Origin of the sequence: Parapedobacter sp. SGR-10 (assembly GCF_011030405.1) — a bacterium.
Taxonomy (GTDB): domain Bacteria; phylum Bacteroidota; class Bacteroidia; order Sphingobacteriales; family Sphingobacteriaceae; genus Sphingobacterium.
The window spans coordinates 181,679-194,558 of the sequence record NZ_JAAJTJ010000002.1 but is presented as its reverse complement, the minus strand read 5'-3'; the positions used below and the strand labels follow the sequence as shown (position 1 = coordinate 194,558).

Annotated in this window: 12 protein-coding genes; 2 read left to right on the top strand and 10 right to left on the bottom strand. The window is 43.2% G+C overall.

The genetic code is table 11. From position 1 onward, the window contains the following. Positions 1 to 21 precede the first annotated feature (21 nt). Complete coding sequence (locus G5B00_RS03000) at positions 22 to 765, bottom strand: hypothetical protein (RefSeq protein ID WP_163871770.1); 744 nt, start codon at positions 763 to 765, stop codon at positions 22 to 24. 114 nt (positions 766 to 879) lie between these two features. On the opposite strand from G5B00_RS03000, the gene G5B00_RS02995 reads away from it, so the two are divergent. Then, positions 880 to 1,932, top strand: a complete 1,053-nt coding sequence (locus G5B00_RS02995; RefSeq protein ID WP_163871769.1) for a sugar phosphate isomerase/epimerase family protein — start codon at positions 880 to 882, stop codon at positions 1,930 to 1,932. 35 nt (positions 1,933 to 1,967) lie between these two features. Here G5B00_RS02995 and def read toward each other — a convergent pair whose 3' ends face one another. The 6 genes from def to G5B00_RS02965 all read right to left on the bottom strand — a co-directional run bounded on the left by def (position 1,968) and on the right by G5B00_RS02965 (position 6,256). Beyond that, positions 1,968 to 2,555 (bottom strand): peptide deformylase, encoded by a 588-nt coding sequence (gene def, locus G5B00_RS02990; protein WP_163871768.1) that lies wholly within the window; start codon positions 2,553 to 2,555, stop codon positions 1,968 to 1,970. Between the two features lie 65 nt (positions 2,556 to 2,620). After that, positions 2,621 to 2,917: a hypothetical protein gene (locus tag G5B00_RS02985; protein ID WP_205966274.1), complete on the bottom strand. Its 297-nt coding sequence runs from the start codon at positions 2,915 to 2,917 to the stop codon at positions 2,621 to 2,623. 132 nt (positions 2,918 to 3,049) lie between these two features. Further along, positions 3,050 to 3,910 carry a dTDP-4-dehydrorhamnose reductase gene (rfbD, locus tag G5B00_RS02980; RefSeq protein WP_163871766.1) on the bottom strand — a complete coding sequence of 287 codons (861 nt, stop codon included), beginning with the start codon at positions 3,908 to 3,910 and terminating at the stop codon, positions 3,050 to 3,052. After that, complete coding sequence (rfbC, locus tag G5B00_RS02975; RefSeq protein ID WP_163871765.1) at positions 3,907 to 4,473, bottom strand: dTDP-4-dehydrorhamnose 3,5-epimerase; 567 nt, start codon at positions 4,471 to 4,473, stop codon at positions 3,907 to 3,909. Before rfbC ends, rfbD begins: the two co-directional genes overlap by 4 nt. A 114-nt stretch (positions 4,474 to 4,587) precedes the next feature. Continuing rightward, positions 4,588 to 5,637 (bottom strand): dTDP-glucose 4,6-dehydratase, encoded by a 1,050-nt coding sequence (gene rfbB / locus G5B00_RS02970; RefSeq protein ID WP_163871764.1) that lies wholly within the window; start codon positions 5,635 to 5,637, stop codon positions 4,588 to 4,590. 145 nt (positions 5,638 to 5,782) lie between these two features. Next, positions 5,783 to 6,256 (bottom strand): adenylyltransferase/cytidyltransferase family protein, encoded by a 474-nt coding sequence (locus G5B00_RS02965; RefSeq protein WP_163871763.1) that lies wholly within the window; start codon positions 6,254 to 6,256, stop codon positions 5,783 to 5,785. 220 nt (positions 6,257 to 6,476) lie between these two features. Here G5B00_RS02965 and pgi point away from each other — a divergent pair, with 220 nt between their 5' ends. After that, entirely contained in the window at positions 6,477 to 8,123 is a 1,647-nt protein-coding gene (gene pgi / locus G5B00_RS02960) for a glucose-6-phosphate isomerase (RefSeq protein WP_163871762.1), read from the top strand. A 35-nt stretch (positions 8,124 to 8,158) separates the two neighbouring features. Here pgi and G5B00_RS02955 read toward each other — a convergent pair whose 3' ends face one another. From G5B00_RS02955 to G5B00_RS02945, 3 genes are all read right to left on the bottom strand, one after another. Beyond that, complete coding sequence (locus G5B00_RS02955; RefSeq protein WP_163871761.1) at positions 8,159 to 10,297, bottom strand: carboxy terminal-processing peptidase; 2,139 nt, start codon at positions 10,295 to 10,297, stop codon at positions 8,159 to 8,161. A 328-nt stretch (positions 10,298 to 10,625) separates the two neighbouring features. Further along, on the bottom strand, positions 10,626 to 11,726 hold the full coding sequence (locus tag G5B00_RS02950) for a tetratricopeptide repeat protein (RefSeq protein WP_163871760.1): 1,101 nt from the start codon (positions 11,724 to 11,726) through the stop codon (positions 10,626 to 10,628). Positions 11,727 to 11,874: 148 nt separating this feature from the next. Next, complete coding sequence (locus tag G5B00_RS02945; protein WP_163871759.1) at positions 11,875 to 12,864, bottom strand: mannose-1-phosphate guanylyltransferase; 990 nt, start codon at positions 12,862 to 12,864, stop codon at positions 11,875 to 11,877. Between the last annotated feature and the right edge of the window lie 16 nt (positions 12,865 to 12,880).

The window sequence follows — 12,880 nt, the reverse complement described above, 5'->3', positions numbered from 1 at the left end:
ACCTAAATTAATAAAAAGCTTTTAAAGAATAAGCTTTAATTTGAGACTTCCACTATTTTGTACGGTATATCCTTTTCCATCACGCTTGTCCTCATAGTGACGTTGCTGATCTTCCACATAAAATGTTTGAGGACTCTTAGTCTCTATCGCATGAAAGCCTATATGTTCCAAAGAAGACTGCTGACACCAGTCCATATCGGCATAGGTCATGATATCGGAGGGTTTAAAATCTGCTACAAATTGATGGATCAGTTTGGATATACCCCCTACAACCATGTAGGGTCCTTTATGGCAAAAGCGCAATAACTCAAAGGAGCGGTAATCGTCACTTTCTCCCTTCATCCTACGGCCACCGCTAAAGACAGCCATAGATACCAATTCGCCCTTATAGTACAAGCCATATCGGTATTTACCGGGCAGAGCCACTTGCAGGTGGTGCTCTTCTTGAAAATCCATAGCCACTTTTTTGTCTATTCGGGCTACGACCGTATTTCTTGCATAAATTTTGGTTCCCAATCCCAGCATACCTTTCAGACGGTTAATGATCTTTTGCGGTGAGGATAGTATCTGATCCAGATCAATATGTATGGTCTGCAAAGAGGCTACATTTTCTTTTCTTGAGGTATAGGGAGGATAGAGGTAAATAAAGAGATTTTTCACAACCACGCTAGTGACTGCTCCATCGCGATCCACACGCATAGGTAACAGAACCTGCTGTTGCAATTTGCATAAAAATGAGTCAATATCTCCCTGTTGGTTGTTCATTTGCGTAAAATTAATAAAATATACACAAAACGTAAACCTGATTAAAACAGCCTTTCCCCCTTCTAAAAACAGAATAATTACTATATTTATCCAGAACATATATAAGCGTATTGCATGAAAACAATAAAAGGACCAGGTATTTTTTTAGCGCAGTTTATTGCGAATGAGGAACCTTACAATTCTATAGAGAACATTGGCAAATGGGCAAAGTCATTGGGGTTCAAGGGTGTACAGATTCCCACAGGTGACCCGGCATACTTTGATCTGCAAAAGGTAGCGGACAGTAAAACATACGCCGACGAGTACAAAGGAAAATTACAGGATCTAGGACTGGAAATCACTGAACTTTCCACCCACCTACAGGGACAGCTCGTGGCGGTACATCCTGCATATGACAAATTGTTTGACGCATTTGCTCCGGAGCAATACCGCAATAATCCCAAAGCCCGCACCGAGTGGGCCGTACAGCAGTTGAAATACGCTGCCAAAGCCTCCCAAAATCTGGGATTGAAAGCACACGCCACCTTTAGTGGTTCGTTGCTTTGGCAATATTTTCATCCCTGGCCACAGCGACCCGATGGATTGGTGGACGAAGCCTTTACCGAGTTGGCCAAGCGTTGGAAACCTATTTTGGATACTTTTGATGAATGTGGCGTAGATGTCTGTTATGAGATACATCCTGGCGAAGACCTTTTTGACGGGATTACATACGAAATGTTTTTGGAGAAAGTCAACAACCATCCACGAGCTTGCCTGCTGTACGATCCGTCACACTTTGTATTGCAACAGCTCGATTATATACAATACATCGACTTTTACCATGAGCGTATCAAAGCATTCCATGTGAAAGATGCCGAATTTAACCCCACGGGAAGACAAGGAACCTTTGGTGGCTACCAGAGTTGGTTGAACCGTGCCGGACGTTACCGTTCGCCGGGTGACGGGCAGGTCGATTTTAAAACAATTTTCAGCAAATTGACCCAATACGGATACGATGGCTGGGCCGTCATGGAATGGGAGTGCTGTATCAAAAACCAAGTGGATGGCGCTACCGAAGGGGCAAAGTTTATTGAAGACCACATTATACGCGTGACCGATAAGGCATTTGACGATTTTGCTTCAACGGGAGCAGATGAAAAGTTTAATCGGGAGATATTGGGGTTATAGATTTTTTGCCCGTGTCTTAAGACACGGGCAAAAAATTACCTGCCTTTTTTCTGCTGTGGGAATTTCATTTTGTAAGAAACCCGAACGTTGCCTTTGGCAATAGCATCCAGTTTGCTTTTTAGCATAGTCTTTTTCAATGGACTGAGTTTGTCCACGAAAAGCTTGCCTTCGATATGGTCGTATTCGTGCTGAACGATACGCGCGGCTAAACCGGACAATTCAATCTCATGCTCTTCGAAGTTTTCATCCAGATAGTTGATCAGCACATTCTCCGGACGCATGACCTCCTCGGTGATATCCGGAATAGAAAGGCATCCTTCACTAAATGCCCACTTGTCTCCTGTTTCTTCAAGGATAATAGGATTGATAAAGACCTTTTTAAAATCTTTAAGAGAGGGGTCTCCGGGTTCATCTTCATCATCTTCGGCAAAAGGCGAGGCATCGACAACAAAAAGTCGAATAGGTAGACCCACCTGAGGGGCCGCTAGACCCACTCCACGGGCGCCGTACATCGTCTCAAACATATTGTCAATAAGCCCCTTCAAATCGGGATAATCCTCTTCGATCTCTTCGGTTTTTTTCCTCAATACAGGATCGCCATACGCTACTATAGGTAATTTCATGCTTTGTTATTCTCCCGGCAAAGTTACCAATTATTTGCGAGGGGTATATCAAAAAAAATCCCATCTCAGAAATCTTCACTTTGTTCCAGATCTTCGTGATTATCCCCACCGAGGCTATAGTAGTTATTTTCTTCGTCTTCAGAACCAATTTCCTCTTGTTCATCATCCAATTCAGACCCTGGGATATCCAGTCCTTCATCCAGTGATCGTTCCTCTTCCCGCATTGAAGTCTCTTGTCCTACTCTTTCGTCCAATACACGCTCCTCTTGTTCGTAAATATCTTCATTTTTCGAATAATGCGGATAGCCTGGAAATTTGTCTTCCTTATCTCTGTTGTCGTTTTGTTGTTTTGGATCTTGCATAGCCATATCGTTTTTCCTAAACAACAATCAAATTAAAAAATAGTTGTCCACTAGTTAGATTCCGGTTCATTTATTATGAATAGGACATAGTTTGGCATAAATGACAAAGAAATTAAACGGAAACAGATTGTGCTAATCCTTGCAGGCTATGTCTTTCAGCATCGCCGCTAAACTATCCCTCCAAAAAGGAACCTCTAGCCCAAACGTATCCTTTATCTTGGTTTTATCCAATAGCGCATATTTTGGCCTACGTGCAGGTGTAGGGTATTGCTCGGTTGAGATGGGTTCGATCGTACAGGTCAGTCCTTTAATATCGCGGATCGCTACAGCAAAGTCATACCAGGAAACTTGCCCTTCATTGGAGTAATGGTATATGCCGGGCTTCCATTGATCTGTATGTACGATATGCATAATAGCTTGTGCCAAGTCTTTGGCATACGTAGGTGAGCCGATCTGATCGTTGACGACCGAGATATGATCACGGTCCCACATAAGCCCCAACATAGTTTTCACGAAATTTTTGCCATACTTCGAATACACCCAGGATGTACGAATGATAACCGCTTGAGGATACCATTTCAGTATAGCCTGTTCACCTTTGAGTTTTGTCTCCCCATACGTATTGACGGGTGAGACAGATGTATCTTCCTTCAAAGGTGTAGCCGCATTTCCATCAAATACATAATCGGTAGAAAGGGCAATCAGCCTACAATCATGGAAATGACAGTATTGGGCAACTTCTGCAGATGCCAAATGGTTCACCCTATCCGCCGATTCGGGTTCACGCTCTGCTAAATCCACGGCCGTATAAGCGCCAGTATGGATAATGATATCCGGTTGATATATGCCCAGTATATCCTGAATGAGCGCCGTCTGATCCAAAGGAAGTTCCTTCCTTCCCAAGAAAAAACATTCATATGCTGCATTCTGTTGTAGGATATCCCGCAATTCACACCCCAACTGGCCTGTAGCACCTGTAACGACTATTTTCATAAATCAGTACCAAGAATAGTTTTCACGAATTCCTTCCACAGCGGGAGGTGCTGATCCTTTTCAGATATGGTCAACTCATGGTCAGGCAGCTGCCAATCGATACCCAAATACGGATCGTCAAAACGCAGGCCACATTCGGCATCTTTGTGATAGAAATTGTCACACTTATAGAAAAACTCGGCTGTATCGCTCAATACGACAAATCCATGCAAAAACCCTCTCGGAATAAACAATTGGAGATTATTCTCAGCAGATAGATATATGGCTTCGTATTGTCCAAATGTAGGTGAACCTATGCGTACATCCACAGCTACATCAAGAACCTCCCCTTGTAATACACGAACCAACTTGGCCTGCGCAAACTCTCCTACCTGTGCATGAAGTCCACGCAGTACCCCTCTCGTAGAAAAGGATTGATTGTCCTGTACAAAATGTACTTTATCTCCGGTGAGCTCTTCAAATGTTCGTTCATTAAAACTCTCAAAGAAATAACCCCTACTGTCACCAAATTTTGTAGGCTGTAGGATTAAGCAGTCTTTCAGCTTTGTTTCTGTCACTTTCATATAGCTTTCACCCCTACGGGGCGTGTACTTCGTTTATATTTTAATTGTCTAACCGTTTAATCCTTAATCTTTACATCTCCAGGTCTCCCCATCACCCACTCTTCCGCATCCCCCTTACTCATACTGTTTCTCGTAATACTGTTGGTACTCGCCTGAAGTCACATGCTCCAACCATTCTGTATGCTCCAAAAACCAATCAATAGTGATACCCAACCCTTCTTCAAACGTCACCGATGGCCGATAACCCAATTCCTGATTGATCTTGGTGGCATCTATAGCATAGCGCAGGTCATGTCCCGGACGGTCTTTGACAAAGGTAATCAGTTGCTCGGACGTACCTACCGGCCGACCCAACTTCTCATCCATCTGCCGACACAATTCCCTGACCAAGTCAATGTTCTGCCATTCGTTAAAACCACCTATATTGTAACTGTCTCCATCTTTGCCCCGATGAAAGACCAAGTCGATAGCCTTGGCATGATCGATCACAAAAAGCCAGTCCCTCGTATATTTGCCATCTCCATAGATGGGCAGTGGCCTATTGTGCAGTATATTGTGTATACAGAGAGGGATCAGTTTTTCGGGAAAATGATTGGGCCCATAGTTGTTTGAACAATTGGTAATAACGGCAGGCAGCCCATACGTGTCGTGATAAGCCCGTACAAAATGATCCGACGAGGCTTTCGAGGCCGAATACGGCGAATGTGGATCGTAACGTGTCTCCTCGGTAAATAAACCCGTATCACCCAATGCCCCATAAACTTCGTCCGTAGAAATATGATGAAAACGTTTGCCCACATATTCTCCTTTCCACACCTCCTTTGCCGCATTCAACAGGTTGACCGTACCGATGACATTGGTCATTACAAAATCGGTCGGATTGGTGATAGAGCGGTCTACATGGGATTCAGCGGCCAGATGAATCACTCCCTCAGGGCGATATTGACGAAAAATATCCATCATCAAAGCAGCATCTCTAATATCGGCCTTGACAAAGGTATAATTTGCCCTATCCTCGATATCTTTTAGATTTTCGAGATTACCCGCATAGGTCAATGCATCCAGATTGACAATGCGGTAGTCAGTATATTTGGTCACAAACTCCCGTACCACGTGAGAACCAATAAAGCCTGCACCACCCGTGATCAAGACTGTTTTATTCATTGTTCTTTCTTGGTTTAATTGTTTTATCGCTTGGCTGTTTAACCTAATATAGTTTACAGATCCCTCCAAAGTCGGGATGACAAAAAACGCTAGCTTAACGACATTGCCCCTAATCGATTAAACTTATAAACGATTAGTTCCTCAATTACTTCTTCCCACTCTTCTCTGCTTCTTTTTCGGCTACGATACGACGAAGCCCAGAACTGGAAAAACGATGATCCCGACTATTGAAATACAATTCTATTCCTTTTTCCTCACAATACTTACGACCGGTAAAATCCTTATTTTTATACTCATCGCCTACGATACGAACATCCAATTTGAAGGAACGAAGGATATCTTCCAAATCTTGTTCGGTAGAATATGGAACGATCTCATCCACATACTGGCATCCCCGAAGTTGGATATACCGTTCGACAACAGTCTGGGTAGGCTTATTTTTGTCTGGCCGATCCAAAGTAGGATCCATCTGCAATCCACAGATAAGGTAATCACATTGTCGCTTGGCCTCGGCCAACATCATAATATGTCCTGCATGCAACAAGTCAAAAGTAGAAAATGTAATCCCTACCCGTGGGCCCGGATTATAATCTTTCTTTCTTTTTTCTACATCTTTCATAGTGAGACTCCTAATTTTTAAATGATCTTCCATCATGTATTAAATGATACGCTGTCCCAAATTTAAGGAATAAAATGAGAGATTGTCCCTTTTTAATAGAGAATACCAAAACCTTCGGTTCTCATTTTTACACAAGAATAAAGTGGAATTTAATTTTTTGTCATCAAGATTCCACGAATACAAAGCATTTTATCTAAGTTTGAAAGCTAAAAGAATACATATGTTACCAAAAATCAACTTTACCGAAACTCCGGCATATCGATATCTTGCGGATCACTTTATTGGCCTGAACGAAAGATCCTTAAAAGAACTATTTGACAAAGATCCATCCCGTTTTGAAAAATTTTCTCTTTTTCTAGGAGACATACTCTTTGACTATTCAAAAAATAGGATCAACGAACAGACCTTAGCATTATTGATTCAACTGGCCAAAGAATGTCAGTTGGATGAAGCTATCCGCGCCATGTTTGCCGGTGAGAAAATCAACGTTACTGAAGGTAGAGCCGTACTCCATACCGCCCTGCGGAACCGTTCGGGCAACCCTATCCAAGTAGATGGCGAAGACATCATGGTAAAGATAAAAGCTGTGCAAGACCAAATGAAAGCCTTCTGTGCCAAGATACATTCCGGCGAGTGGAAAGGTTTCACGGGAAAGGCGATCACCGATGTCGTCAATATCGGTATCGGTGGCTCGGATTTGGGACCTGTCATGGTTACCGAGGCACTTAAACCCTACAAAACCCATCTGGATGTACACTTTGTTTCCAATGTGGATGGTACACATATTGCCGAAGTACTCAAAAAAGTCAACCCCGAAACAACGCTGTTCCTCATCGCTTCGAAAACGTTCACCACACAAGAAACGATGGCTAATGCGCATTCGGCAAAACGTTGGTTCCTGGAAAGCGGAGCTACAGAATCGGATGTGGCAAAGCATTTTGCAGCCCTGAGCACAAACGAACAAGGCGTATCCGCCTTCGGTATTGATACAGCGAACATGTTTGAATTCTGGGATTGGGTGGGCGGACGGTACTCGCTATGGTCTGCTATTGGGCTTTCCATTGCCCTATCGATAGGATACGATCATTTCGAACAACTGCTCGAAGGTGCATACAAAGCGGACCAACACTTCCGTGATACTCCTTTTGAGGAAAATATTCCGGTCATCATGGGATTGCTCGGTATATGGTACAATAACTTCTTCGAGGCTGAGAGCCATGCAATACTACCTTATGACCAATATATGCATCGGTTTGCTGCCTATTTCCAACAAGGGGATATGGAAAGCAATGGTAAATACATCGATCGTAACGGAGAGAGAGTAGATTACCAGACCGGGCCGATCATATGGGGCGAACCGGGCACCAACGGCCAGCATGCTTTCTACCAGTTGATACATCAGGGCACCAAGCTGATCCCGTGTGATTTTATTGCTCCGGCGATTTCGCACAATCCTATTGGGAACCACCATCAATTGCTATTGTCCAACTTCTTTGCGCAGACCGAAGCCTTGATGAACGGTAAAGAGGAAGAGATCGTGGTCACAGAACTGAAGGCCGCAGGCAAAACGGAAAAAGAAGTCGAAGCATTGAAAAATTTCAAGATATTCGAAGGAAATCGTCCAACCAACTCTTTCCTATTGAAAAAGATAACTCCTCAAACATTGGGTACACTTATAGCTTTGTACGAGCACAAGATTTTTGTGCAAGGGATTATTTGGAATATCTATAGCTTTGACCAATGGGGTGTAGAATTAGGTAAACAATTGGCCAATCAAATCCTACCAGAACTGCAAGACGATGTTGCTGTCCACAGCCACGACAGCTCGACAAATGGTTTGATCAATCAATATAAGTCTTGGAGATAAATATTAGGCCTTGATTTTGAATCAAGGCCTAATATTTAGTTTTTCAACAACGCCATCTCTATTGGACGGTTCATCGGGATAAAATCCGCTACTACACGTAAACTCTCGTCCAAGATAAAGTCGAAGTCCATCTTAGGTTGAGGTTCACCCTCTTTCCAGAGCGGAAGACCGTGCAGGGCAAGTACCTTGTTGACCCTTTCTCTATTTTTCAGCTTATTTGCATCTCGCTCTTCCTTCAACTTACTCTCGTGTAAGGTTGCTTGGGGAATAGAATCAGATTTATTGAACTCCTGTATATCTTCCAACAGATACTTATACTCCGGAGATTTTTGCATTCTCGCTTCATGGAGGTTTTTTAATGTTTTCTTTGCCGCATTAAGATCAGCTAATGGTTGGAACGGTGCACTGTCGATCTGATCCCAAGGCAAGGCAGCAGGCTCCGAACTTTCTCCAAATTTCTCTGCTGTGTATTGTGAAGGGAAAGAAATGTCGGCAGACACTCCTTTGTGCTGTGTGCTGCTTCCCGTAATCCTATAGAACTTGCCCATGGTAATATTGATCTGTCCAAACTGTGGCGCACCGATCGGTACATCGGTATCCTGGCCACCCGCAGCTTTCAACAGTAACCGATTGGTAGGGCTGATGAATCTGGACATATCTACAGCAGACTGCACCGTACCTTTTCCATACGTCGTAGAGCCCAATACAATACCTCTTCCATAGTCCTGGATAGCTCCTGCAAATATTTCGGAGGCCGATGCGGAAAACCTATTGATAATGACTGCAAATGGTCCCGTCCATTTTGCGCCTTTATCCTTATCCTTCTCTATTTCCACCCTATTGTCGACATTACGGACTTGTACGACAGGTCCCTGATCAATAAACAGGCCTGTCAATTCGATGGCCTCTTGCAAAGAGCCCCCACCATTATTCCGAAGATCCAATACTATTGCATCCACCTTTTCTTGATTGAGGGTGTCCAGAATCAAACGTATATCACGTGTTGTGCTCTTATAGTTGGGATCCCGCTTACGGTAAGCCTCAAAGTCGATGTAAAACTTCGGAAGAGTAATGACACCGATTCTATAGGTCTTGCCATCTTCGCCCTTGACAGTCTTGACAGCTTTCTTTGCAGATTCTTCTTCTATAACTATCTTGTCACGTGTCAACGATACGATAACGGGCTGAGCAGCAATATCCTGTCCGGCAGGTAGGATTTTCAGACGTACGACCGTACCCTTTGGCCCTTTGATTTTTGCCACGGCAGCATCCAAACGCCATCCAATAATATCCTCAAACTCTCCGTCGCCTTGTGCTACACCGATGATCCTGTCATCTATTTTCAATGTTTTATCCTTGAATGCCGGTCCTCCTGCAATGATTTCCTTGATAGTCACCATTTCGTTTTCCATCTGCAGCCTAGCACCTATACCCTCCAAAGTATTGGACATACCTTCGTTGAAAGCTTGCGCAAAAGAAGGGTTATAATAGGTCGTATGTGGATCGATAGCATCCGTATAGGCCGACATGATCAACTGAAAGGCATCGTTGGAGTTTGTTTTCTTAGCTTGGGACAGGAGATTGTTGTACCGCTTTCGCAATGTCTCCTTGTTCTTCTCTTCACTGGCTTTCTGATCTGAACTAGCTAGTCTCAAACTGAGCAGATCAAATTTGACACGTTTGCGCCACTGATCTTTCAGCTCTTCCTCATTGGCAAACCAAGGGAGTTTTTCCCGAAAATTGGTGTACGATTCATCCAGGGAAAAATCATGATCTACATCTACCTGTGTCAAGGCATACTCGATACAGGAAAGATACCGTTGGGTATATACATTGAAGATATAAAAAGCTGCTGATAGATCTCCTCCTTTCATATCTTGACTGATAATGTTGCGATATTGATGAAAATTGTCAAGATCTGTCTGCAACAAATAGGTCCTGCCACGGTCTACTGCTTTGAGCAAGTTGTCAAAGACTATATTCGACAAGGAATCGCTCGCCTGGACCTTTTTATAACTGTAATTCTCCAATAAGTTGACCACTTCCTTTGCGATCACTTCATGCTGTAAGGTCGGTTTTAATTGTATCCCCCCCTCTTCAATCTGTACCCGTGGTTTGGACCCACAGGCCACAACTGAAATCAACGCTAAACAAAAAATCAAATTTCTAACCATATATACCGTTTTGTTAAAACCCATATTCAAACTTAGATAAAATGCTTTGCATTCACGAATACCTACTAGCAAAAAACACGTATGCGTAATTCACTTATACAATTACAATGGCATCGCACATGACAAGGCTCTATCGATCCTTCCGCTACCCTTTTCCTCCATTTCACAGAGAGTATGTATCGCTTTCAAGGCTCTAAAATAATCATAACACATGTTAAAAATACTTAAAAAAAATATTCCTTTATTTATTAGATTGAAAATGTGAGAAAAATTAAACCATCATGCGTAACAATTTCACTACGAGTAAGCTAAAATGGGGGAAGTCCGTTCAAAATAACGCAGTTCGCAATTGCCAGTATTCCTTTAATAAGGTGTCGGCCAGCTCTACATTTCTCTGTGACAGGTAGATGTTTCCCAGCTTTTCGACAATAGCCAGTTTCAAGAGAGCATTCTCTTCTTTTTCAGCCAAGTCGTATGCATTGATAAATTCGCCTTTTGCGACTTCATAGTTTTTTTGGATAAACTTGGAATATCCTAACATATATTCGATCTCTGCAAGCTCGCTTTCCTGTTCGTGCAGACGTGCGAGGTCTCTAGCTTGAATCAAGAACCACTGTGCCTCAGTATGTTTGTTTTGTGCCTGATAGATATCGGCCAACATTTCCCAAGCCCATATCTTGCCTTCGTAATGGCGTGATCGGTTAAACAGGGGGATAGCCTTGCGGATAATTGTATTTTCGGCCGAACGATAGTTCTTGTCCAATGCTTGTATATGAGCCAATCGCACTAAGGAAAGCCCCTGATCTATTGCATTTTTACTTTTGCTTGCCTGTGCATAATAGGCCTCTTCGTGCTTCTCAGCCTCCTGGGCATTCATATTGAGAAATTGGAGGGTGGACAAGTTGGCCTGTATGGTGGCTACATCCGGTGGATTGTTTACAGCAGAAGCATATTCCAATGCCTGTTCCAGACGTGCTATAGCCTTATCCACTTCACCAAGAGCCGTCAAGTATTTCGCATATTCATTGAGCAACCCATACCCTAAGTAAAGGAGATTGTGATGCACATGCTCGTGGATCAGCGAATCCCAGACGGCATCGGTCGCTGGCATCGGATCGAGTAGACGTTGGATATCTTCTTCATTGGACACCGCCTTGAAATTTGCCATGAACTTTTGATGCTTGAGCGCAATTTGGATAGAATCACGGAAAGGGACAATCTCCTTATAGACATCTGTCAGCATTTCCATTTTGGTTCTTGGTGCAGGAAGGATATAGACCTTAGGACCTATTCCTTGGAAATCCTTATTGTATTTGACGATATACCCCGACGGATCTACGGGCGCTTCCTGCCCGTACATCGGATTCCATACGGTCATGATTGCCAAACATAGCACAGCTAATATCGTCATGAAAACACGTTGCATCATAAAGTCCCTTGTATCAAAAGTAAGGAAAGATAGAAAATTTTGTGCCAACTATTCAAATTCATTGCATTCTTCCTTTGAAAAGTGGGATATAGATTATATTGGCCATAGACAAATAGAGACGTTGCATGCAACGTCTCTATTTTGAGGTCTACAACAATTGAGAGCCCTCTTGTTCCAGTTCTTCATACAGATGTTTTACATCTTGGGAGGCCTTTTTCTGTACGACCAAAATCGCATCTTCGGTATGCACTAAGATTGTATCGGACAGCCCCACAAAAGAGACATACTTATCGGTACCGATGACCATATTGCCATCGGCATCAACAGGATGGCCTTTCAACTTCAAATAATCGTACAGCGAGTCATAAGACCCCATGTCAGACCATACAAAATTGGAAGGGATGACCTTGATACGCTCACTCCGCTCCATCACGGCATAATCTATACTTTTGGAGGGGATCTTCATAGAAAGCTCTTCGGACAGCACACCGTTTTCCGCTGATTCGTAAGCCTCTTTTGCCGCTCTGAAAACACGGGGTTCAAAGCGAAAAAGCTCTTCCAGATAAATGGATGCCTTGAAGCAGAATATACCCGAATTCCACAAGAAGTTTCCTTTTTTCAAGAATTCTTTGGCAGTTTCCAGATTGGGTTTTTCACGAAAAGACAATACATCGTTGTCTTGATATTCGATATAGCCATAGCCCGTTTCGGGTCTAGTCGGTTCAATACCAAACGTCACCAAATATCCTTCTTCTGCATATTGCACCCCTTGACGTAGACTTTCCTCATACTTCTGCTGATTTTCGATCAGATGGTCTGAAGGGGATACGATCAAAATGTCATCGGGACCACTGGCAAAGGCCGCAAACGCTATCGCTGCAGCTGTATTGCGTGGGACAGCTTCTACAATGGTCAAACTATCTTCATCGGGTAAATACCCTTTGGCCAGATCCACATTTTGTACACTACCTACCATGATACTGCGAAAGGCGATATTTCTATTGCGCTGCACGGTAAGCTCGAAGAGCGATTTTCCTTCAAAAATAGGTATATACTGTTTAGGCCGAGCTTTACGCGACAATGGCCACAATCTAGACCCTATACCTCCTGACAATACTACATTGACAATCTTTCCCATAAAATTTATATCGTTT